Source organism: Lysobacter sp. Soil_N_23 (assembly GCF_057656135.1).
Window position 1 is genome coordinate 202,114 of record NZ_JBDGKY010000003.1, and the last position, 21,673, is coordinate 223,786.

Annotated in this window: 18 protein-coding genes; 5 read left to right on the top strand and 13 right to left on the bottom strand. The window is 66.9% G+C overall.

What is annotated here, in order from left to right:
- The first annotated feature begins 125 nt into the window (after positions 1–125).
- The 3 genes from dnaG to AC3A3X_RS04190 all read left to right on the top strand — a co-directional run bounded on the left by dnaG (position 126) and on the right by AC3A3X_RS04190 (position 4,943).
- A complete protein-coding gene (dnaG, locus tag AC3A3X_RS04180; RefSeq protein ID WP_487581791.1) occupies positions 126–1,907 on the top strand; it encodes a DNA primase in 1,782 nt (593 codons plus the stop codon).
- 335 nt (positions 1,908–2,242) lie between these two features.
- Positions 2,243–4,258 carry a S9 family peptidase gene (locus tag AC3A3X_RS04185; RefSeq protein ID WP_487581792.1) on the top strand — a complete coding sequence of 672 codons (2,016 nt, stop codon included), beginning with the start codon at positions 2,243–2,245 and terminating at the stop codon, positions 4,256–4,258.
- Between the two features lie 235 nt (positions 4,259–4,493).
- A complete protein-coding gene (locus AC3A3X_RS04190; protein ID WP_487581793.1) occupies positions 4,494–4,943 on the top strand; it encodes a hypothetical protein in 450 nt (149 codons plus the stop codon).
- Positions 4,944–5,040: 97 nt separating this feature from the next.
- On the opposite strand, the gene AC3A3X_RS04195 is transcribed toward AC3A3X_RS04190, so the two are convergent.
- The 5 genes from AC3A3X_RS04195 to AC3A3X_RS04215 are packed head-to-tail and all read right to left on the bottom strand — an operon-like array spanning position 5,041 to position 9,912.
- Positions 5,041–6,372, bottom strand: a complete 1,332-nt coding sequence (locus tag AC3A3X_RS04195; RefSeq protein WP_487581794.1) for a Xaa-Pro dipeptidase — start codon at positions 6,370–6,372, stop codon at positions 5,041–5,043.
- 57 nt (positions 6,373–6,429) lie between these two features.
- Positions 6,430–7,329, bottom strand: a complete 900-nt coding sequence (locus AC3A3X_RS04200; protein WP_487581795.1) for a heme o synthase — start codon at positions 7,327–7,329, stop codon at positions 6,430–6,432.
- Between the two features lie 26 nt (positions 7,330–7,355).
- On the bottom strand, positions 7,356–8,549 hold the full coding sequence (locus AC3A3X_RS04205) for a COX15/CtaA family protein (RefSeq protein ID WP_487581796.1): 1,194 nt from the start codon (positions 8,547–8,549) through the stop codon (positions 7,356–7,358).
- Between the two features lie 19 nt (positions 8,550–8,568).
- Positions 8,569–9,180 (bottom strand): hypothetical protein, encoded by a 612-nt coding sequence (locus AC3A3X_RS04210; protein WP_487581797.1) that lies wholly within the window; start codon positions 9,178–9,180, stop codon positions 8,569–8,571.
- Positions 9,181–9,189: 9 nt separating this feature from the next.
- Positions 9,190–9,912, bottom strand: a complete 723-nt coding sequence (locus AC3A3X_RS04215; protein ID WP_487581798.1) for an SURF1 family protein — start codon at positions 9,910–9,912, stop codon at positions 9,190–9,192.
- 66 nt (positions 9,913–9,978) lie between these two features.
- Here AC3A3X_RS04215 and AC3A3X_RS04220 point away from each other — a divergent pair, with 66 nt between their 5' ends.
- Positions 9,979–10,197: a twin transmembrane helix small protein gene (locus tag AC3A3X_RS04220; protein WP_487581799.1), complete on the top strand. Its 219-nt coding sequence runs from the start codon at positions 9,979–9,981 to the stop codon at positions 10,195–10,197.
- 153 nt (positions 10,198–10,350) lie between these two features.
- On the opposite strand, the gene AC3A3X_RS04225 is transcribed toward AC3A3X_RS04220, so the two are convergent.
- Genes AC3A3X_RS04225 through coxB form a run of 5 tightly spaced genes read right to left on the bottom strand, consistent with a single transcriptional unit; the run spans position 10,351 to position 14,616 of the window.
- Positions 10,351–11,229, bottom strand: a complete 879-nt coding sequence (locus tag AC3A3X_RS04225; protein WP_487581800.1) for a cytochrome c oxidase subunit 3 — start codon at positions 11,227–11,229, stop codon at positions 10,351–10,353.
- A 46-nt stretch (positions 11,230–11,275) separates the two neighbouring features.
- The gene (locus AC3A3X_RS04230; protein ID WP_487581801.1) at positions 11,276–11,884 is read right to left on the bottom strand and encodes a cytochrome c oxidase assembly protein; all 609 of its coding nucleotides are present in this window, start codon (positions 11,882–11,884) and stop codon (positions 11,276–11,278) included.
- Positions 11,881–12,012: a hypothetical protein gene (locus AC3A3X_RS04235; RefSeq protein ID WP_487581802.1), complete on the bottom strand. Its 132-nt coding sequence runs from the start codon at positions 12,010–12,012 to the stop codon at positions 11,881–11,883. Before AC3A3X_RS04235 ends, AC3A3X_RS04230 begins: the two co-directional genes overlap by 4 nt.
- A 17-nt stretch (positions 12,013–12,029) precedes the next feature.
- Entirely contained in the window at positions 12,030–13,643 is a 1,614-nt protein-coding gene (ctaD, locus tag AC3A3X_RS04240) for a cytochrome c oxidase subunit I (protein ID WP_487581803.1), read from the bottom strand.
- Between the two features lie 25 nt (positions 13,644–13,668).
- Positions 13,669–14,616, bottom strand: a complete 948-nt coding sequence (coxB, locus tag AC3A3X_RS04245) for a cytochrome c oxidase subunit II (protein WP_487581804.1) — start codon at positions 14,614–14,616, stop codon at positions 13,669–13,671.
- A gap of 621 nt (positions 14,617–15,237) precedes the next feature.
- On the opposite strand from coxB, the gene putA reads away from it, so the two are divergent.
- Positions 15,238–18,459, top strand: coding sequence for a bifunctional proline dehydrogenase/L-glutamate gamma-semialdehyde dehydrogenase PutA (gene putA, locus AC3A3X_RS04250; RefSeq protein WP_487581805.1), 3,222 nt, complete (start codon positions 15,238–15,240; stop codon positions 18,457–18,459).
- Between the two features lie 144 nt (positions 18,460–18,603).
- Here putA and AC3A3X_RS04255 read toward each other — a convergent pair whose 3' ends face one another.
- The 3 genes from AC3A3X_RS04255 to AC3A3X_RS04265 form a co-directional block, all read right to left on the bottom strand.
- A complete protein-coding gene (locus AC3A3X_RS04255) occupies positions 18,604–19,230 on the bottom strand; it encodes a MarC family protein (protein ID WP_487581806.1) in 627 nt (208 codons plus the stop codon).
- A 9-nt stretch (positions 19,231–19,239) separates the two neighbouring features.
- A complete protein-coding gene (locus tag AC3A3X_RS04260) occupies positions 19,240–19,725 on the bottom strand; it encodes a DUF202 domain-containing protein (protein WP_487581807.1) in 486 nt (161 codons plus the stop codon).
- A 476-nt stretch (positions 19,726–20,201) separates the two neighbouring features.
- Positions 20,202–21,548 carry an OmpP1/FadL family transporter gene (locus AC3A3X_RS04265; RefSeq protein ID WP_487581808.1) on the bottom strand — a complete coding sequence of 449 codons (1,347 nt, stop codon included), beginning with the start codon at positions 21,546–21,548 and terminating at the stop codon, positions 20,202–20,204.
- Positions 21,549–21,673 lie beyond the last annotated feature (125 nt).

Consider the following 21,673-nt stretch of genomic DNA (forward strand, 5'->3'; position numbering starts at 1 on the left):
GTGAGGCGCGCCAGCGCCGAGCATCGCCGCTGCGCGGCTCAACCCCTCCCCAACCCTCCCCTGCACGCAGGGGAGGGAGTAAATCCACCCTCCCGCGCCAACGCAGGACGCGGTACAAAGCTCCGATGGCCCGCATCCCCGACGCATTCATCGACGACCTGCTCGCCCGCGCCGACATCGTCGAGCTGATCGGGTCGCGCGTGCCGTTGAAGCGCCAGGGCAAGGAGTACTCGGCGCGCTGCCCGTTCCATGACGAGCGCTCGCCCAGCTTCACGGTCTCGCCGACCAAGCAGTTCTATCACTGCTTCGGCTGCGGCGCGCACGGCACCGCGATCAGCTTCCTGATGAACTACGACCGCCTCGAGTTCCTCGACGCGGTCGAAGAACTGGCCAAGCGCACCGGCATGGAAGTGCCGCGCGACACCCAGCAGCGCAACGTCAATCCCGACAGCGTCGACCTCTATGCCGCCGTCGAGGCCGCATCGAAGTTCTTCCAGAAGCAGCTCGCCGGCAGCCCCAAGGCGCAGGCCTACCTCGATGGCCGCGATGTCAGCGCCGCGGTCCGCGCCCAGTTCGGCATCGGCTACGCGCCCGACGGTTTCAACGCACTGCGCGATGCGCTCGGCACCGACGCGCGACGCATGTCGCTGCTCGAACGTGCCGGCCTGTTCTCGAAGAACGACAGCGGCCGCGTCTACGACAAGTTCCGCGACCGGGTGATGTTCCCGATCCACGACCGCCGTGGGCGCACGATCGCCTTCGGCGGTCGCGTACTGGATAAAGACGACGGCCCCAAGTACCTCAACTCGCCCGAAACCGCGCTGTTCCACAAGGGCCGCGAGCTGTACGGCCTGTGGCAGGTGCGCCAGGCGCACAACAAGATCGAAAAGCTCATCGTCGTCGAAGGCTACATGGACGTCGTCGCGCTGTTCGAGCACGGCGTCGACTGCGCCGTGGCGACGCTGGGCACGGCGACCACGCCCGACCACGCCGAACTGCTGTTCCGCAACGCACCGGATGTGTACTTCTGCTTCGACGGCGACCGCGCCGGCCGCGGCGCCGCATGGAAGGCGGTGGAATCGGTGCTGCCGCGCATGAAGGACGGCCGCCAGGCGTTCTTCCTGTTCCTGCCCGAAGGCGAGGATCCCGATTCGCTGGTGCGCAAGGAAGGCCGCGACGGCTTCGAGCTGCGCCTGCGCGAGGCCACGCCGTTGTCGAAGTTCTTCTTCGACTCGCTCTCCAGCGACGTCAATCTCAGCACGCTCGAAGGCCGCGGCCGCCTGGCCGAACGCGCCAAGCCGCTGCTGGCACAGATCCCCGACGGCGCCTTCGGCGACCTGATGAAGCAGCGCCTGACCGAGCTGACCGGCGTGGGTGCGCGCGCCAACAGCCCGGAGTCGACCGCGCAGCGCCCGCAGCGCGCGAGCGCACCGACGGCCAACAAGCCCTCGCTGGTGCGCAGCGCAATCACGATGCTGCTGCAGCAACCGGCCATTGCGCTGGCCGTTCCCTCGTCACTGCATTTCGCCTCGCTCGACCAGCCTGGCGTCGGGCTGCTGGTGGAACTGGTGGAGCTGGTGCACGAGCGCCCCGACATCTCGACCGGGCTGATCCTCGAGCACTTCGCCGATCGCAGCGAAGCGCCGGCGCTGACCAAGCTGGCGACTGCGCGCGCGGTGGAGACCACGGCGGCGACACCGCTCGATGCACGCGTTCTCGACGATGCCGACAAGCGCCAGCAGTCGTTCCTCGATGCGGTCTCGCGACTGGAGGAGCAGGCGATCCAGCAGCGCATCGAGGCGCTGCAGTCGCGGCGCACCTCGGAGCTGGACGAGGCCGAGAAGCACGAAATGCGCGAGCTGCTGAGCCTGCGCGCGAGCCGGGCGCGGGCCATCCCGCGCGGCTGAAGGCACTGAGCTCCTCTCCCGCTAGCGGGAGAGGGGTTGGGGTGAGGGCAAGCGGCCGACATACATCGCCCCGCTCTCATCCGCCTGCCGGCACCTTCTCCCGCAAGCGGGAGAAGGGCCGCTTCGGCAAGGTCCATCACTCACGAGCCCCTCTCCCGCAAGCGGGAGAGGGGTTGGGGTGAGGGCAAGCGGCCGACACGCACCGCACCGCCCTCATCCGCCTGCCGGCACCTTCTCCCGCAAGCGGGAGAAGGGCCGCTTCGGCAAGGTCCATCACTTCTGTCGCCCTTCGCCGCCACGGTAAGCTCGGCCCTTCATCCCTGGGGACCGACGCGATGTCGCCACGCTTTTCCATCCTCCTGCCCACGCTGCTGCTGGCCTGCGCCCTGCCCGCCGCGGCGCAGTCGCCGTCGCCGCAGTCCACGTCGCCGCAGGTCAGGCGCGAGCAGGTCGGCAACCGCACCAGCGAGAACATCCCGGCGATTCCGCCGGCCCTGGTCGAACAGCTCAACCGCTACCAGAACACCCGCGGTGCGACCTTCGCCGGCTGGACTGGCGACTGCATGCTGATCAGCACGCGCTTCGCCGAGACCGCGCAGGCGCACCGCGTCTGCCAGCCGCTGGGCATGCGCGAACAGCTCACCTTCTATCCCGAACCGCTGGCTGCTATCGAATCCGCACCGGCCGCATCCAAGCTCGAAGGCTTCGTCTTCGGCAAGGACGTCGGCGGCAACGAGTTCTGGCAGCTGCACTGGTTCGACCTGAAGACGCGCGCCACCACGCTGCTCAGCGATGGCAAGGCGCGCAACCAGGGGCCGCTGTTTGCCCATGACGGCAGCCGCTTCGCCTGGAGCAGCACCGTGCGCAACGGCAAGGACACCGACCTGTGGGTGATGGACTTCGCCACGAAGAAGTCGCGCGCGCTGATCACCGAAGGCGGCCTGTGGAATGCGATGGACTTCTCGCCGGACGGCAGGCAGCTGCTGGTGATGAAGTACGTCTCGGCGGCCGAGGCCTATCCGGGGCTGGTCGATGTCGACAGCGGCAAGCTGACGATGTTCCCGGTGGACGGGGGCAAGGCGTCGTTCAAGGGATTCAAGTTCGCACCCGACGGCAAGTCGGTGTACTTCATCTCCAACGAACAGTTGCATGCCGATGAAGGCGTGGGCAAGCCGCAGGAATTCCACAGCCTGCGCTTCCACAACCCGGCCACCGGCAAGTTCGAGGTTCTGACTGCCAACACGCCGTGGGACGTCGAGGACCTGGAGATCGCCGACGACGGCCGCCACCTGGCCTACACCACCAACGAAGACGGCATCTACAAGCTGCACGTGCTCGCCCTGCCCTCGCACAAGCCGGTGAAGTTGCCCGAGCTGCCGATCGGCCTGGTCGTGAACCTGGGCTTCTCGCCCGACGGCAAGCGCCTTGCGGTGACGATGAACTCGGCGACCTCGCCCAGCGATGTCCACGTGGTCGACCTGGGCAAGGCATCGCTCACGCGCTGGACGCGCAGCGAAGTCGGCGGCCTGGATCCGGCGAAGTTCGTCGCCCCGACCCTGGTCCACTACCCGACTTTCGACACCGTCGATGGCAAACCGCGCATGATCCCGGCGTTCTACTACCGCCCGGCCAACGTGCCGGCCGGCAGGCGCATCCCGGTGGTGATCAACATCCACGGCGGCCCGGAAGGGCAGTCGCTGCCGACGTTCAACCCGACGGCGCAGTTCCTCGCCAATGAACTGGGCGTGGCGATGCTGCTGCCGAACGTGCGCGGCTCGGAAGGCTACGGCAAGACCTTCCTCGACCTCGACAACGCCGCCAGGCGCGAGGACTCGGTCAAGGACATCGGCGCCCTGCTCGACTGGGTCGGCCGGCAGCCCGAGCTCGATGCCAAACGCGTCGGTGTGTACGGCGGCAGCTACGGCGGCTACATGGTGCTGTCGTCGCTGATGCACTACAGCGATCGCATCAAGGCCGGCATCGACGTGGTCGGCATCTCCCACTTCGGCACCTTCCTGAAGAACACCGAGAGCTACCGCCGCGACCTGCGCCGGGCCGAGTACGGCGATGAACGCGACCCGCAGATGGCGCAGGTGTTCGAGCAGATCTCACCGCTCAACCATGCCGACCGCATCGCCTCCAAGCTGTTCGTCGCCCAGGGCAAGAACGATCCGCGCGTGCCCTACAGCGAGGCCGAGCAGATCGTGAAGGCGGTGCGCGGCAACGGCCAGCCGGTCTGGTACCTGCTGTTCGACGACGAGGGCCATGGATTCAGGAAGAAGTCCAACGTCGACTACTTCGGCGCCGCCTCGATCCTGTTCTGGCAGCAGAACCTGATCGGCGCGGAGTGATCGGTTCATGATCGGTGCCGTGATCGAGTCTTGATCCAACGCCGGGTCGACGTCGCCGACGTTGACCCGGCCGCGACACGCAGGCGCCTAATCTGGCCACATTCACCGGAGTGTGGCCATGCGAATCCTGTGGTTGGTCATTCCCCCTGCTTTCCTGCTAGTCAGCTTGCTGGTCGGCGGGTGCGCGAAGCATTCCACCACCACCGTCCCTCTCGCCATTCAGGCACCGGCGCCGATGAACGAGAAGGAGCGCGCGCAGGCGGCACTGGCGGCCTTCCTGGCCGCACGCGGGATCCGTGAGATGCCGGCGCACCGCGACGGCAGCGTCGATCTCGACGGCGATGGCATCGATGACCTGCTGATGCTGCTGGACGACCCGAACTGGTGCGATGCCGGCGGCTGCACGCTGCTGGTATTCCGCGGCGACGCGGCCGGCTATCGGCTGGTCAGCGACTCGGTGTCCACGCGTGCACCGATCGCGGTCGCCGACCGCCGCAACCGCGGCTGGCGCGACCTGCTGGTGACGGTCGGCAGCGAGGGCGAGTCAGGCCAGGTCGCACTCGAATTCGACGGCACGCGCTATCCGAACGATCCGACCATGGGCGCGCTGCTGGATCCGGCGCGCCTGGTCTCGGCCAAGCCAGTCATCGTCGGCTCGCCGGCCGCCACCGCCGCGGCGTACTAGCCGCATCGATGTAGGAGCGAGCTTGCTCGCGAACAGCCGTGGAGTCCCTGAGGCGCTGCTCGCGAGCAAGCTCGCTCCTACAAGACACGCGTTCCGCTTATTGCGCGGCAGCGTCCTTCACCACCACGCCGCCCTTCATCACGAACGGCACCGACTCCAGCAGGCTCACGTCCCGGGTCGGATCGCCGCTGACGGCGATCAGGTCGGCCCAGCGATTGGCCTCGACCAGACCCACGTCCTCGCGACCCAACGCCTGCGCGGCGTTGACCGTCGCCGCCTGGATCGCCTGCGCCGGCGTCATGCCGTAGCGGACCATCACCGCGAACTGCTTGCCGTTGTTGCCGTGCGGATAGACGCCCGCGTCGGTGCCGTAGACCATCTTCACACCGGCCTTGTTGGCCTTGCGGAAGTTCTCGCGCTGGATGTCGGCGACCTCGCGGTCCTTGCGCAGGTTGTCTTCCAGCACGCCGTTCTTCTTGCCTTCGGCCTGGGTGTAATCGGTGTTGTAGATGTCCATCGACAGCCACGCGCCACGCTCGCGGGCGAGGCGGATGCCTTCGTCGTCGATCAGGCTGGCATGCTCGATGGTGTCGATGCCGGCGCGGATCGCGTCCTTGATGCCGTTGGCCCCGTGCGCATGCGCGGCGACCTTCAGGCCCCACAGGTGCGCCTCGTCGGCCACCGCCTTCATGTCCTCGAAGCTCATCTGCTGCTGGCCCGGCTCGGTGTTGCGCGAGAACACGCCGCCGGTGGCGCAGATCTTGATGACCTGGGCGCCGTACTTGCGCAGCTCGCGCACGCGCTTGCGCGCTTCTTCCGGGCTGTCGGCGTTGAACTCGCTCTGCTGGTGCATCGACGGCGGGAAGAAGGTCGAGTCGCAATGGCCGCCGGTGGCGCCGAACGCATAGGCGGCGGTGACCACGCGCGGGCCGACGACCTTGCCCTCCTCGATGGCCTGGCGGAGGCCGACGTCGTTCCAGGCATCGGAGCCGACGTTGCGCACGGTGGTGAAGCCCGCCATCAGGGTGCTCTGCGCGTGCGGCACGGTCAGGATCGACCAGAAGCGGTCGTTGAACTGCAGCCCGGTGTAACCGCCGTAGCTCGGGTCGCTGTCGAGGTGCACGTGCATGTCGATCAGGCCCGGCAGCAGGGTCATGCCGGGCAGGTCGACGCGACGTGCGCCGGCCGGCGCGGCATCGCCGGCATGGCCGACGGAGACGATGCGGCCATCGCGGATCAGCACCTGCGGGCTGTCGACATAGCGGCCGTTGCGCGCATCGAACAGGCGCTGCGCCGTCACCACCACTTCGCCCTTGCCTTCGGCGGGCTGGCCTGGGGTGACGGGTTGCGCCGGCGCGGCGCCGGCGAAAGCCAATGCAACAAACAGCGAGGACAACGACAGGGTCAGGCGGTCTCGCTGTTTCAGCATAAGGGACTTCCGCTTAAGGGTTGAAGAGGTTGGATGAGCCAATCCGCTGCGCGTCCATCATGCCGCGGGTTGCAGCCACGGCCGCAACCAGTGGTCGACCAGCAGAAATGCGAACAGCGCCATCAGGTAGACGATGGAGTAGTTGAAGACCTTCATCGCGTACAGCTCATCAGGCGGATTCATCAGTTTCCACGCGTGCCACAGGAACACCGCGCCCAAGACCAGTGCGCCGCCAAGATAGAAGTTTCCGCTCATCTCAGTCAGGCGGGGCAATACGGTCACGACCACGAGAAGGACCGTGTAAAGGAGAATCTGCAAACGCGTGTATTCGACCCCATGCGTGACCGGAAGCATGGGCACCATCGCCCGGGCATAGTCGGCACGGCGGAAGATCGCCAGCGCCCAGAAGTGCGGCGGCGTCCAGACGAAGATGATCAGCACCAGCAGCAGCGCATGCGGCCAGTCCCACTCGCCGCGCATGCCGGTGATCGCCGCCCAGCCCAGCAGCGGCGGCGCCGCGCCGGCGATGCCGCCGATGACGATGTTCTGCGGCGTGGCGCGCTTGAGGAACACGGTGTAGACCACCGCGTAGCCGATCAGCGAGGCGAACGTCAGCAGCGCGGTGATCGTGTTGACCCACACCACCAGGATGGTCATCGACAGCGCGGCCAGGATCAGCGCGAACACCAGCGCCTGCGCCGGCGTGATCTGGCCGGCGACGATCGGGCGCCACGAAGTGCGCGCCATCTTGGCGTCGATGCGCGAGTCCAGCAGCTGGTTGATCGTCGCCGCGCTGGAGGCCGCGAGCCAGATGCCGAGGAAGCCCAGCACCGATTCCTTCAGCGGCGGCAGTCCCGGCACCGCCAGGAACATGCCGACCAGCGCGGTGAACACGATCAGCGCGACCACGCGCGGCTTGGTCAGGTCCCAGTACTGCTTGACGGTGCCGTGCGGCATGGGAGCTTGGGGCATAGACGTTGCCATCACGGCTCCGGCGTGCGCAGGCGCGCGAGCAGCGAGACCAGCACGAACAGCAGCAGCACCGCGCCGGCGTTGTGCAGCACGGCCACGGTCAGCGGCAGGCCGAGCTTGACGTTGCCGATGCCCAGGCCGACCTGCACCAGCACCAGCAGGCCCAGCAGCGTCGCCCAGCCGCGCATGCCCGGCGTGCGCGCCAGCTTGATCGCCAGCCACATCAGGTACACGAACACCACCAGCGCCATCGCCCGATGCGCGAGCTGGATGGCGATGCGCGCCTCGCCGTCGAGGATGCCGCCTTCGTAATCGACGCCGATGCCGCGCCACAACACGAAGGCTTCGCGGAAGTCGTGCGCCGGCATCCACTGGCCGACGCAGCGCGGGAAGTCGTTGCCGCAGGCGAGCGCGGCGTAGTTGGCGCTGGTCCAGCCGCCGAGCGCGATCTGCACGCCGAGCAGCACGATGCCGGCGATCACCAGCCGGCGCACCGTCACCGCTTCGGCCAGGCGGATCGGCAGGTCGGTTGCGCGCCAGGCCATCCACAGCAGCAGCGAGAACGTCAGCAGCCCGCCGAGCAGGTGGCCCATCACGACGATGGGCTTGAGCAGCCAGGTCACCGTCCACATGCCGAGCAGGGCCTGGAAGATGATCACCGCCAAGGTGATCACGGCGACGCGGGCCAGGTCGAGGTTGCTCCAGCGCAATGCGGCGAACAGCAGGATCGCCTCGCCGGCGATTGCCAGGACCGAGGCGGCGACGTGTTCGCCGTGCATGTACATCGCTATGCCGATCGCCACCAGCGCGGCCGCGGCCAGCACCTGGGCGATGCCGTAGCGGCGTTTGCGCGCGGCCAGCAACGCCAGGGTCAGGGTCAGCACGCCCAGCGCGCCGGCGATCATGCGGTGGAACTGCTCGCGCCAGGCCTTGTGCACTTCGACCGGGCGGATGGCGGTGGCGGCGTGGTCGACGATCTCGTGGGCGACGGTCGGCCAGGCGGCACGGCCGTAGCAGGTCGGCCAGTCCGGGCAGCTCAGGCCGGCGTTGGACAGGCGCACGAACGCGCCGAACACGATCACGCCCAATGCCAGCGCGACGGCCAGCCAGGCGATCCGATGGAAGTGACGATAGGTCGCCGGCCGGTATTGCACCGCACGCGGGGCGCGGCTGTCGGCGGGCTTGGAGTCCACGGCTTGGTTCATGGTTGGCGTCTTGATGAGATCACTTCAGCTTGAGCAGCTTGGCGACATCGGCGCGCAGCCCGGCCGGATCGAAGCCGGGAGGGTAACGCAGAATGACGAAGCCGTACGGGTCGACGACGTAGACGGGCAGATCGCCTTCCTTGCCGGGCACGCGCTCGTCCAGGCGCGGCAGGCCCGCGCGCAGGCGGGAGTCGGGCTGCAGCAGCTTGAGCGTGGCCGGTGTCGGCGTGCCCGCCGGCCATTTGCAGTCGGCCGTGGCGCACGACCACAGCACGTGCACGTCGCCGGCATCCTTGCCGAACAGCTGCCACACCGTGTCGATGTCGTGGGCGAGCTTGCTGCACCCGGCATCGCAGTCGGGTGGCGGCGCAACCACTATCCGCCACGTGCGCTCGCCGCTCTTCCAGGTGTACTCACCGCCATCGAGCAGGCGCGGCGACAGCGCGCGCAGGTCGCCCGGCGGCTGCAGCAACTCACCGAAGTTCTTGCTGCCCTGCGGGCGCCAGCCGGAGAAACGCAGCAGCCCGGCGACCAGCATGGTGCCGAAGAACAGGCCGAAGATCAGCAGCAGCGCGACGCGGTTGCGGTTGCGCTTGCGGTCGTGCTCGTGGGCGTTGGGTTGGTCTTGCATGTTCGTCCTTCAGGCCTGGCGGCGCTTTCGGAAAGTCAGGATCAGTGCGGTGGCGAGTACCGCCAGGGCCAGTGCGAACCACTGCACGGCATAGCCGCGGTGTTTCTCCGGCGGCAGGGTGTTGGGCAACAACTCCAGGTCGCGCTCGTAGCCCATCTTCATCGCCGGATCCAGGCGCAGCACCCGCGGCGCCAGCGGCACCGACAGACCGGTGGCCTTTTCCATCGCACCCAGGTCGACGCGCGTCATCAGCCAGGCCTCATGGTCTCGACCCAGCGCCGGTCCCAGTGCCAGCCCGGTCGACGGCGGCGGCGCCAGCAGGCCGCGCAGTTCGAGCGTGCCCTCCGGTCGCGGCACCTGCGGCAGCTTGCGGTCACCGGGCAACGGCAGCCAGCCAAGGTCGACCAGCAACGGGCCGCCGTGTCCGGGCACGAAGATCCGGTAGGCGCGCACGCCCGCCTGGCCATTGCGCTGCTGGTTGTCCAGCAGGAACACGTCGCGATGGTCGAACTCGCCGCGGCCCAGCGCCCAGTCGTAGGCATGGGCCCGCGTGACGTCGTCGGCCACGGCCAGCGACTGCGGATCGCGCCGTTCGAGCACCTTCGCGGCGGCATCGAGCATCGCTTCCTTCTCGACGGCGCGGTGCGTCTGCCACAGCCCCAGGCGCACGAACAAGGCGATGACGAGCGCGGCCAGGACCCAGCCGACGACGAGGTTGCGGCGCCTGCTCACGCGTTCGCTCCGCGCGGCTGCGATAATGAACGCCTCGCCCTGCCATGGAGCCGACTGGAGGCCGCCATGAACGATTCACTCAAGACCCTGGTGATCATCGCCTTCCTGATCGTCATTCTCTGGAACCTGGGCGCCGGCCTCTACTACATGCTCGTGGACAAGGGCGAGAGCAAGCGCACCGTCAATGCGCTGACCCGCCGCATCGCGCTGTCCATCGCGCTGATACTGCTGGTGGTGCTGGCCAACTACATGGGCTGGATCAAGTTCCACGGCGTCGGGAGCTGAGGGCAGAGCGACAGCGGGAACAGGGAACGGGGAACCGCAAAAGCAAAAGAGCGACGGCATGCCGTCGCTTTTTTGCGTGAGGCAACCCAGCGGCAGCGGTCTTGGCTGTTCCGGTTCCCTGTTCCCGGTTCCCTGTTCCCGCTTCTGCTCCGCTTACAGCACGTAAACGAACAGGAACAACCCCAGCCAGACCACGTCGACGAAGTGCCAGTACCAGGCCACCGCTTCGAAGGCGAAGTGGTTGTCCTTGGTGAAGTGGCCCTTCAGGCAACGGAACCAGATCACCGCCAGCATGATCGTGCCCAGCGTGACGTGCGCGCCGTGGAAGCCGGTGAGCATGAAGAAGGTCGAACCGTAGATGCCCGAGCCCAGCGTCAGGTTCAGTTCCTTGTAGGCGTGGATGTACTCCTCGGCCTGGAAGAACAGGAACAGCGAGCCGAGCAGGACGGTCAGGCCGAGGAACACCAGCAGCTGCTTGCGATGGCCGGCCTTCAGCGCGTGGTGCGCGATGGTGACGGTCATGCCTGAGGTCAGCAGGATCAGCGTGTTGAGCAGCGGCAGGCCCCAGGCCGGGATGGTCTGGTAGACGCCACCGATCGCGCCCGGGCCGTTGCTCGGCCATGCGGCGCTGAATTCCGGCCACAGCAGCGCGTTGGTCATCACGCCGTCGCCGACGCCACCCAGCCATGGCATCGCCAGCTGGCGGGCGTAGAACAGCGCGCCGAAGAAAGCGCCGAAGAACATCACTTCCGAGAAGATGAACCAGATCATCCCCATGCGGAACGAGGTGTCGACCTGCTTGTTGTAGTGTCCGCGCACCGACTCGCGCACGACGTCGCTGAACCAGTAGAACAGCACGGCGACCATCAGCGCGATGCCGAAGAAGAACACCGGCTTGCCCCAGCTGACCTCGTTGAACCAGCTGGCGAGGCCGATCATGGTGGTGAACAGCGCGATCGAACCGAGGAACGGCCAGCGGCTGTGATGCGGCACGTAGTAGTGGCTGGCGTCTGGCGAATGGGCTTGGGCCATGGCGGCGTTCCGTCTGAGTGGTGCGATTACGAGGAAAGGGGCAACGTCACGGTGCCGACACCGGCGTGGTCGCGGCCTTCGCCGTGCCTTGCGCCTGTGCGGTGAGCGTGTCGTTCTTGAAGAAGGTGTACGAGAGGGTAATCGTCTTCACGTCGGCCGGCAGGTTCGGATCGACGATGAAACGCACCGGCATCTCGCGCGCTTCACCGGCCTGGAGGGTCTGGGCGGTGAAGCAGAAGCATTCGGTCTTGCTGAAGTAGCCCGAGGCGCGCGCCGGCGCGACCGACGGCACCGCGCTGCCCACGATCGTGCGCTGCGCGGTGTTGCGGGCGTGGTAGGTGGTCTCGTACTGCTCGCCGGGCACGACCTGCATCGTGACCTGGTTGGGGGTGAAGTCCCACGGCAGCTTCGAGTTGACGCCACCGTCGAACTGCACGGTGATCACGCGCTTGGCCGCCGGCGTCCTGGCGTCGGCGACGCCTTCCGCCGCGGTGCGCTCCAGGCGGATGCCGAAGACCTTCTCGCAGGCGATGCGGTACAGCGGCACCAGCGCGAAGGTCAGGCCGAAGGCGAAGATCGCCACGACAACCATCTTGGCCAGGCCGGCGCTGTTGCGCTTGGCCTGCACGGGCGTGTCCTGCGGCGCGTCGCTCATTTGCCGAGCACTCCGCTGAGCAGGAACAGCGCATAGATCGCGACCGCGACCGCCGCCACCCAAATGGCGGTGCGACGCGCCGCCTTGCGGCGCGTTGCAACGTCAGTGGGGTCGTTGATCTGGGTCATGTCGTCGACTGCTTCGATTAATGCGTGATGTCGCCGTGGGCGAGGTCGCCATCGCGGATGACCGGCGGCGTGCTGAAGGTGTGGTGCGGCGCCGGGCTCGGCACGGTCCACTCCAGGCCACGCGCGGTCGGCCAGGCGCGGGCTTCGGCCTTGACGCCGGCCACCTTCGAGCGCCACAGGATGAAGGCCATCATGAAGGGCGTTGCGAACATGCCGAACGCGCCGATCGAGCTGACCAGGTTCCAGTCCGCGAACACCACGTTGTAGTCCGGGATGCGGCGCGGCATGCCGGCCAGGCCCAGGAAGTGCTGCGGGAAGAACAGCAGGTTGACGAAGATCATCGTCCACCAGAAATGGAACCTGGCCATGCCTTCGTTGTACATGCGGCCGGTCCACTTCGGCCACCAGTAGTACACCGCGGCGATGATGCCGAACAGCGCGCCGGTCACCAGCACGTAGTGGAAATGCGCCACCACGAAGTAGGTGTCGTGGTACTGGAAGTCGGCCGGCACGATCGCCAGCATCAGGCCCGAGAAACCGCCGATGGTGAACAGGACCACGAACGAGATCGCCCACAGCATCGGCGCCTCGAACGAGATCGAGCCGCGCCACATCGTGGTGACCCAGTTGAACACCTTCACGCCGGTCGGCACCGCGATCAGCATGGTGGCGAACATGAAGTAGATCTCGCCACCGAGCGGCATGCCGACGGTGAACATGTGGTGCGCCCAGACGATGAACGAGAGGAAGGCAATGGATGCCGTCGCGTACACCATCGCCTGGTAGCCGAACAGCGGCTTGCGGCTGAAGGTCGGGATGATCTCCGAGACCACGCCGAAGGCCGGCAGGATCATGATGTAGACCTCGGGGTGACCGAAGAACCAGAAGATGTGCTGGAACATCACCGGGTCGCCGCCGCCGGCGGCGTTGAAGAACGAGGTGGCGAAGAACTTGTCGGTCAGCAGCATCGTCACCGCGCCGGCCAGCACCGGCATCACGGCGATCAGCAGGAACGCGGTGATCAGCCAGGTCCAGCAGAAGATCGGCATCTTCAGCAGGTCGATGCCCGGGGCGCGCATGTTGAGCACGGTGGCGATCACGTTGATCGCGCCCATGATCGAGCTGATGCCCATCATGTGGATGGCGAAGATGGTGAAGGCGACGTTGCTGCCACCCTGCAGCGACAGCGGCGGGTACAGCGTCCAGCCGCCGGCGGGGCCGCCGCCGGGCAGGAACAGCGTCAGCAGCAGCAGGCTGAAGGCGAACGGCAGGATCCAGAACGACCAGTTGTTCATGCGCGGCAGCGCCATGTCCGGCGCGCCGATCTGCAGCGGGATCATCCAGTTGGCCAGGCCGACGAAGGCCGGCATGACGCCACCGAAGATCATCACCAGCGCGTGCATCGACGTCATCTGGTTGAAGAATTCGGGACTGACGTGCTGCAGACCCGGGACCGCCAGCTCGGTACGGATCACCACCGACATTCCCGCGCCGATGATGAACATGATGAAGCTGAAGATCAGGTACAGCGTGCCGATGTCCTTGTGGTTGGTCGAAAAGAACCAACGCTCGATGAAGCCCTGCTTGTGGGCGTGATCATCGTGATGGGTATCAGCGTGCGTGACGGCCATGGCCTACCTCAGGATTGCGTGACGATCAGCCGGCAGCCGCGACAGCGGCGACGGCTTCGGTGTTCGGGGTGGTGCCTTCCGGCTGCGGCTGTTCGGCCGGGGCAGCGGCAGGCTCGGCAGGAGCGGGGGCAGGCGCGGCGGGAGCCGGGGCCGGGGCGTTCTTGGCCTTCTCGGACGCCAGCCACTGCTGGTACTCCGCCTTCGGCACGGCCTTGACCACGATCGGCATGAAGCCATGGTCCTTGCCGCACAGCTCGGCGCACTGGCCGCGGTAGATGCCCGGCTCCTTGATGTCGGTCCAGGCCTCGTTGACGATGCCCGGAATCGCATCCTGCTTCCAGCCCAGGGCCGGCACCCACCAGGCGTGGATCACGTCGTCGGCGGTGATCACGAAGCGGATCTTGGTCTCGGTCGGCAGCACCAGGACGTGGTCGACGTCGAGCAGGTAGTGCGGGTTCTGGGCGGCGGTCGGGACGGCCTTGCTCTGGCGGACCTCGTCGCTCTTGCGGTCGAGGCGGCTGGTGAAGGCCACGCCCTCGCCCAGGTACTCGTACTTCCACATCCACTGGTAGCCGGTGACCTTGACGGTCATCTCGGCATTGCGGGTGTCGTACATCTTGATCAGCTTGCTGGTCGCCGGGAAGGCCATCGCCACCAGCAGCACCACCGGGACCACGGTCCAGATGATCTCGAGCTTGGTGGAGTGGGTGAAATCCTTGTCCGGCACCGCGCCCTTGGAGTGGCGGAACTTGAACATGGCCACGGCCATCGCGCCGAACACCAGGATGCCGATGATCACGCAGATCCACAGCGCGAGCATGTGGGCCTCGTAGGCATTGACGGACTGGGCGGTGACGCCCCTGCCCATGTTCAGCTGCCACGGCTTAGGGTCGGCCGCCTGCGCAAACGCAAGGACCGGCAGCGCCATCGCGGCGATGCCCGCTGCCCACTGCTTGAAACGACCGACTTTCATCTGTTCGAGCCCCAGAAATATCAACTAGGTAAGTATTGACCGAGCAATCAACCCAGCCAGGCTGATTGTCGTGCTCCGCGGGCTGCCTCTCCCGGCACCGGCCGCGCAACACGCGGGGACCGTCCGGACGGAGGTGGCTGGCGAGCCCCTGACACGTGATTGGGGCCCATCACGCCGGGGCGGACAGCCCCATAGCGCTACGGATAACTGAGAAATGGTAGCGGTCGACCACTGTTGCGGCAACCCGCGCGATGCATGAAGACCTCCACAGACCTTGCAAAAACGGCTCTTTGCCACGGTTGAGGGCGTTTCGGACTTCGGCGGGGCGTCGTCCGCCGGGCCGGGGATCGCTCCGCCCCTCAGGACGCCATCCTGGCTTTATTCGGGGCGCGGGCCATCCATGGCCCGCTGCTACGCAATCCCCGGCCCGGCGGACGACGCTTCGGCGTTTCGCTGCATGGTCTTCGGTGGGCTGGAAATACCGTCATCCCCGCGTAGGCGGGGACCCAGCGACGTTGCCCTGCCGCCGTCGGCGACCCCGTTCCAGCCCGCAGCGCACAGGCCAGCGACGCCCATAGCCTCTAAACTAGTGGGCTCCCCACGGCAGTCTCCCCGGGCCCGATGACCATCAACGCTTCCCCCGCCGTCGCCAGCGATGCCCCGCCGCCCTCACGCGCGCTGCTCAGCCCCGAACTCCCGCCGTCGCCGGCCGCCCCACGTGCCGCAATCACCGCCGGCTGGGTCCGTGACGAAGCCGGGCATGTTCGCGCCCTGCTCGAACTGGCGCGCCTGCCCGATGCCGAGCGCGAGGCCGCCCAGGCCACCGCCGCCGGCATCGTCCAGCGCGTGCGTGCCCGCGCCAAGGACCAGGGCGCGATCGAAGCCTTCATGCGCCAGTACGACCTGGGCAGCGAGGAGGGCGTGCTGCTGATGTGCGTGGCCGAGGCGCTGCTGCGCATCCCCGACCAGGACACCGCCGACAAGCTGATCCGCGACAAGCTCGGCGATGCCGACTGGAAGCGGCACATGGGCCAGTCCGACTCGGTGCTGGTCAACGCCTCCACCTGGGGCCTGATGCTGACCGGCCACCTGGTCGACCTCAACGACGAGACCAAGCGCGACGTGCACGGCGCCTTCAAGCGCCTGCTCGGCCGCGTCGGCGAACCGGTGATCCGCCTGGCCGTGCGCCAGGCCATGAAGATCATGGGCCACCAGTTCGTGATGGGCCGCACCATCGGCGAAGCGTTGGCGCGTTCGACCAAGGGCGCCAACGCCAGCTACCGCTATTCCTTCGACATGCTCGGCGAAGGCGCGCTGACCACCAAGGACGCGCTGCGCTACCAGCAGGCTTACCGCGACGCGATCCATGCAATCGGCAAGAGCGGAAGCTTCGTCGGCAGCGACGTGTTCGCCGCGCCGTCGATCTCGGTCAAGCTCTCGGCGCTGCATCCGCGCTACGAGCATGCCAAGCGCGAGCGCGTGTTCGCCGAGCTGACGCCGCGCGTGCTCGAACTGGCCCAGCTGGCCAAGTCCTACGGCATCGGCTTCACCATCGACGCCGAGGAAGCCGATCGCCTTGAACTCTCGCTGGACGTGATCGCCGGCGCCTACGCCGACGCCTCGCTTGACGGCTGGGAAGGCTACGGCCTGGCGATCCAGGCCTACCAGAAGCGCGCGCCGGAAGTGATCGCCTTCATCGCCGACCTTGCCCGCCGCCACGGCCGCCGCATCCCGGTGCGCCTGGTCAAGGGCGCGTACTGGGACAGCGAGGTCAAGCGCGCCCAGGTCGACGGCCAGTCCGGCTACCCGGTGTTCACGCGCAAGCCCAACACCGACGTCAGCTACCTGGCCAACGCGCGCCGCATGCTCGAGGCCGGCGACGCCATCTACCCGATGTTCGCCACCCACAACGCGCAGACCATTGCCACCATCCACCAGCGCGCCAAGTCGATGGGCCGGGCCAGGCACTTCGAGTTCCAGAAGCTGCACGGCATGGGCGACGACCTCTACGCCGAAGTGATCCCGGCCGAGCGCCTGGACGTGCCGTGCCGCGTGTACGCGCCGGTCGGCAGCCACGAAGACCTGCTGCCGTACCTGGTGCGCCGCCTGCTCGAGAACGGCGCCAACTCCAGCTTCGTCAACCGCATCACCGACGAGGACATCGCCATCGATGACCTCATCCACGATCCGGTTGCCACCGTTTCCGCATTCGACTCCATCGCGCATCCGCGCATCCCGCAGCCGGTCGATCTGTACCGCAGCTACGGCATCGACAGGACCAATTCCATGGGCATCAACTTCGCCAACGACGATCAACTGCGCGCACTCGCCGAGCAGGTCAACCAGGCCACCCGCAGCGACTGGCGTGCCACCCCGCTCGTGCCGGGCGCGACCATCGGCGGCGCCAGCATTGCCGTGACCAACCCCGCCGACCGTCGCGAGACCGTCGGCCAGTGGCAGGCCGCCGACGCCGCCACGGTCGAGCTGGCACTGAAGAATGCCGTCGCCGCACAGGACGCCTGGAACACCCTGCCGGCCGCCAGCCGCGCCACGATCCTCGAATACGCCGCCGACCTGCTCGAGCAGCGCATGCCGCAGTACCTGGCGCTGTGCACGAAGGAAGCCGGCAAGACCCTGCCCGACGGCGTCGCCGAAGTGCGCGAGGCGGTCGACTTCCTGCGCTACTACGGTGGCCAGGCGCGCAAGCTGTTCGCGGCCGAAGCGCTGCCGGGCCCGACCGGCGAGTCCAACACGCTGCAGCTGTCCGGCCGCGGCGTGTTCGTCTGCATCAGCCCGTGGAACTTCCCGCTGGCGATCTTCGCCGGCCAGATTGCCGCCGCGCTCGCGGCCGGCAACACCGTCATCGCCAAGCCGGCCGAGCAGACCAACCTGATCGGCTACTACGCCGTGAAGCTGCTGCACGAAGCCGGCATCCCCGAGGCCGTGCTGCAGTTCCTGCCGGGCGACGGCGCCACCGTCGGTGCCGCACTCACCCGTGACCCGCGCATCGCCGGCGTCGCCTTCACCGGCTCGACCGACACCGCGCGCGCGATCAACCGTGCGCTGGCCGCACGCGATGCCGCGATCGGTGTGCTGATCGCCGAGACCGGCGGCCAGAACGCGCTGATCGCCGACTCGTCCTCGCTGCCGGAACAGGTGGTCAAGGATGCGATCGGTTCGGCCTTCACCTCGGCCGGCCAGCGCTGCTCGGCCGCGCGCGTGCTGTTCGTGCAGGACGACATCGCCGACAAGGTGACCTCGATGCTGGCCGGCGCCATGGCCGAACTGAAGGTCGGCGACCCGGGCCTGCTGTCGACCGACGTCGGCCCGGTGATCGACGAGGACGCGTTGAAGATGCTGGTCGACCATGCGGCGCGCATGGACGTGGAAGCGACGAAGATCGGCGAGGTTGCCGTTGATGCAGACTCCGCACACGGCAGCTTCTTTGCTCCGCGTGCGTACGCGCTGAAGTCGCTGGACCAGCTGCACAAGGAAGTCTTCGGCCCGGTGCTGCACGTGATCCGCTGGAAGGCCGACCAGCTCGATGCGGTGATCGATGCGATCAACGCGACCGGTTACGGCCTGACCCTGGGCATCCACTCGCGCATCGACGAGACGATCGAAAAGATCAGTTCTAGGGTGAAGGTGGGCAACTGCTACGTCAACCGCAACCAGATCGGCGCGGTGGTCGGCGTGCAGCCCTTCGGCGGCCAGAACCTGTCCGGCACCGGTCCCAAGGCCGGCGGCCCGCACTACCTGCCGCGCTTCACCACGGAGAAGACGATCACCGTCAACACGACGGCGGCGGGTGGCAATGCGTCGCTGCTGACGCTGGGCGACTGAGACCCTCTCCCTGGTCGCCTTCGGCGACCTGTCCCTCTCCCACAAGGGGAGAGGGCAACGCGGATGCTGCCAGGGCTGCTGCAATCCTCCCTCTCCCCTTGTGGGAGAGGGACAGGCGCGAAGCGCCAGGGAGAGGGGAAGCAGTTACCCCACCCCCATCCCCTTCAACGCCACCACCACCAGCTGCAGCGCCAGCGCCACCTGCTGCACGGCCAGCACCGCGCCGAAGATCTGCAGCAGCATCGGCCCGACGCCGCGCATCACCTGGCGCACGAACATCATCGCCAGCAGATTGATCGCCATCACCGCCATCACGCCGGCGAGCAGCGTCGTCGAGCGCGAGGCGTCGCTGCTGAGCGCCATCAACGCGATCAGCGCGGCGATACCGTAGGGTGTGACGACGATCGGAAAGACCAGGTGCATCAGCCGCGGCTCGGAATCCGCGGGCGGCGCGGGGTCGCCGTACTGCTCCAGCACCTGCTTGAGCGCGACCAGCAGGAAGACGATTCCGCCGGTCAGTTCCATCACCGGAACCGTGATGCGCCACTTCTGCATCATCGCGCTGCCAACCAGTCCAGCGATCAGCAGCGTGACCGCGCTGATCAGGGCGACCTTGATCGCCATCCTTCGTACCGCCCTGGGCTCCATCGTCGCGGTCGCGCGGTGGAACGGCGCCAGTATCTTCACCGGCCCCAGCATGATGAAGAACAGCAGCATCACGTTGGCCGTCGTAAGGATGTAGACGCTCTCCTGGGGTGCCTGCTGGAGCATCGCCTCACCTCATCGCACGAAAAGCCACACGGCGGTCAGGCCGCCAAGCAGGAGCAGGCCGATGCTGGCGGCGATCGTTCCCCGCTGGTGTGAGATGTACCGCCCGCGCTCGATGTCCCTGCCGACCGCCCAGTACCGGTAGATCGACCAGATCAGCAGCAGCAGTCCGAGCACGACCATGCCCAGGCCGGCGTTGCCGGCGTCACGAAGAAAATGCCGGGAATGCTGTTCGGCGAGTTCCTTCTGCTGGACCAGGTACATGCTGAAGCGGTTGAGGGTGATGCCGAAGCCGACCAGCGACACGGTCGTGCGCAGGTAGCTCAGGTGGGTGCGTTCGTTGGCCAGGTGCGAGCGCAGGTTCGATACCTGCGTGCGGTACACCGAAAGACGTGTGCGATAGATCGACAGCCGCGTCGACGAACTGGCGACGTCCGGCTTGCCATCGATCTCGGAGGCGATATCGGCGGGAAGCTGCGGCGGTGCGGGGACGTCCATGACAGCTCCTGATTGCGATGCAGGGGATTCCGACCGTGCTGCGACGGAACTGCTTCGGATTAATCGACCGCACGAACAGAATTGCGAAAGCATCTGCCGGGGAAAGTTGTAATCGTGTGAAATCGCAACAGATCACGTCCAACCCAACGTCCATGGGTTCCCGCCTTCGCGGGAATGACGGCATCAGAGCAACGACGCTGGGTTCCCGCCTTCGCGGGAATGACGGCATCAGAGCAACGACGCTGGGTCCCCGCCTTCGCGGGGATGACGGGCTTCCAATGACGGTGGAAGCCCCTCTCCCGCTTGCGGGAGAGGGGTTGGGGTGAGGGCCACCGAAGACCGTGCAACGAAACGCCGAAGCGCAGAAGCACAAGCAGGTCCCTCGCTACCCTCGGGACGACGACAGATGACACCAACGCAGAACAAAAAAAGCCCCGCCGAAGCGGGGCTTTTTCATGCAGCAATGAACCGCCCGATCAGAAGTTGTACTTGGCCGAAACGCCGTACAGATTGATCGTTGCGTCGTACTCGCCGAACAGCGTGTGACCGCCTTCGCGCAGGCCGACCTGCGGGTTGCTCACGTCGAGGTAGGTGTAGGCGAAGTTGACCTCGAGGTTCTGGGTCGCCTGCCAGCTGGCGCCGACCGAGTACCAGGTACGGTCCTCGTCCGGCAGGCGCGGGGTGCGCGTGGCGAACGTGGTCGGGGTCTCGTCGTAGGCCCAGCCGGCACGGAAGGTCCATGCCTCGTTGAACTTGTACTCGCCACCGATCGAATAGAAACGCGTGTCGTCCCAGCGGAACTGCTCGATCGAGTTCGGGTCCGGGTTGGTGAAGTCGATGTTGATTTCCTGCAGCGACTTCCAGCCGGTCTCCGAGTAATCGGCCAGCAGCGTGAACTGGTCGGTGAACTGGTAGGACACCGAGACCGTCATCACCGACGGCGTGGTCAATGCGGCCTTGGCGCCGCCGTCCTGGAACAGGACGCGGGTCGTCGGGCTCGCACCGAGCACGGCGGCGACGTTGCCCGGAACGGTCCAGTCGACATTGCCTTCGATGTCGTGGTCGATTTCCGAACGGTACGAAACGCCGATGCCCAGCTTCTCGGTCGGGCGCAGCGTGGCGCCGATCAACCAGCCCATGCCGTTGGAATCGCCTTCAACCTCGGCGTGGCCATCAGCCGCCTGCGGGAGTGCGAACGGCAGCGGGCGCGTGGCCGGGTTGGCGAACAGCAGGCTGCCGAAATCGACCGCCTTCGACAGCGTCACGTCGGCGCGCTCGTAGATCAGGCCCATGCCGACCGAGAACTTGTCCGGGATGATGTCCAGCGCGGCCGACAGGGTCAGGTCGACGGTCTTGAGGTCGGACTTGTCGGCGTAGTAGCGGCCAATCCAGCCAGCTTCGTATTCGGTCTTCAGGCCGAACGGAGCATCGACCTGGGCGCCAAGGGCAATGCCGTTGTCGAACTTGTGGATGAAGGCCATCGACGGGACCGGGATCACGTCGCCGGCGTCGCCGCCGTCACCGCCGGTGATCGGACGGCCCAGGGCGTCCTGACCGTTGCCGGTGAACTCGAACCCGAGGTCGATCACGGTGACGTCAGCCTGGAAAGAGGTGCCTTCGAACTGCGCCATGGCGGCCGGGTTGTTGGAAACAACCGAGACATCGCCCGGGGCGATCGCCGAACCGGCAAACGAGCGGCCCTGTGCCTTGACGCTGTTTTCCTTGATCTGGAACGCAGAAGCGTGGACCTGACCGATTGCCAGTGCGCCGGTGATGCCCAGAGCCAGCGCCGACAGGCGGGTGAAGCGGTGAACGTGTTGCATGCGTGTAGTCTCCATTGGAGTATTTATGTCTTCCGCGGCCGTCATTGCCTTGGCACCCGGCCGATTCGGGCGCCAGATGCGCGCCGGAAACCCCTCCCGACGTACGACGCCGTATGCACTATAGC

What these genes read in the sequence shown, in the direction of transcription:
- AC3A3X_RS04195 (WP_487581794.1), bottom strand. Translation starts at nt 6,372, where the DNA reads ATGCTGAAACAGCGAGACCGCCTGACCCTGTCGTTGTCCTCGCTGTTT.
- AC3A3X_RS04235 (WP_487581802.1), bottom strand. Translation starts at nt 12,012, where the DNA reads ATGACCCAGATCAACGACCCCACTGACGTTGCAACGCGCCGCAAGGCG.
- dnaG (WP_487581791.1), top strand. Translation starts at nt 126, where the DNA reads ATGGCCCGCATCCCCGACGCATTCATCGACGACCTGCTCGCCCGCGCC.
- coxB (WP_487581804.1), bottom strand. Translation starts at nt 14,616, where the DNA reads ATGAAAGTCGGTCGTTTCAAGCAGTGGGCAGCGGGCATCGCCGCGATG.
- AC3A3X_RS04225 (WP_487581800.1), bottom strand. Translation starts at nt 11,229, where the DNA reads ATGGCCCAAGCCCATTCGCCAGACGCCAGCCACTACTACGTGCCGCAT.
- AC3A3X_RS04185 (WP_487581792.1), top strand. Translation starts at nt 2,243, where the DNA reads ATGTCGCCACGCTTTTCCATCCTCCTGCCCACGCTGCTGCTGGCCTGC.
- AC3A3X_RS04200 (WP_487581795.1), bottom strand. Translation starts at nt 7,329, where the DNA reads ATGCCGCACGGCACCGTCAAGCAGTACTGGGACCTGACCAAGCCGCGC.
- AC3A3X_RS04230 (WP_487581801.1), bottom strand. Translation starts at nt 11,884, where the DNA reads ATGAGCGACGCGCCGCAGGACACGCCCGTGCAGGCCAAGCGCAACAGC.
- AC3A3X_RS04220 (WP_487581799.1), top strand. Translation starts at nt 9,979, where the DNA reads ATGAACGATTCACTCAAGACCCTGGTGATCATCGCCTTCCTGATCGTC.
- AC3A3X_RS04205 (WP_487581796.1), bottom strand. Translation starts at nt 8,549, where the DNA reads ATGAACCAAGCCGTGGACTCCAAGCCCGCCGACAGCCGCGCCCCGCGT.
- AC3A3X_RS04190 (WP_487581793.1), top strand. Translation starts at nt 4,494, where the DNA reads ATGAACGAGAAGGAGCGCGCGCAGGCGGCACTGGCGGCCTTCCTGGCC.
- AC3A3X_RS04255 (WP_487581806.1), bottom strand. Translation starts at nt 19,230, where the DNA reads ATGCTCCAGCAGGCACCCCAGGAGAGCGTCTACATCCTTACGACGGCC.
- AC3A3X_RS04260 (WP_487581807.1), bottom strand. Translation starts at nt 19,725, where the DNA reads ATGGACGTCCCCGCACCGCCGCAGCTTCCCGCCGATATCGCCTCCGAG.
- putA (WP_487581805.1), top strand. Translation starts at nt 15,238, where the DNA reads ATGACCATCAACGCTTCCCCCGCCGTCGCCAGCGATGCCCCGCCGCCC.
- AC3A3X_RS04210 (WP_487581797.1), bottom strand. Translation starts at nt 9,180, where the DNA reads ATGCAAGACCAACCCAACGCCCACGAGCACGACCGCAAGCGCAACCGC.
- ctaD (WP_487581803.1), bottom strand. Translation starts at nt 13,643, where the DNA reads ATGGCCGTCACGCACGCTGATACCCATCACGATGATCACGCCCACAAG.
- AC3A3X_RS04265 (WP_487581808.1), bottom strand. Translation starts at nt 21,548, where the DNA reads ATGCAACACGTTCACCGCTTCACCCGCCTGTCGGCGCTGGCTCTGGGC.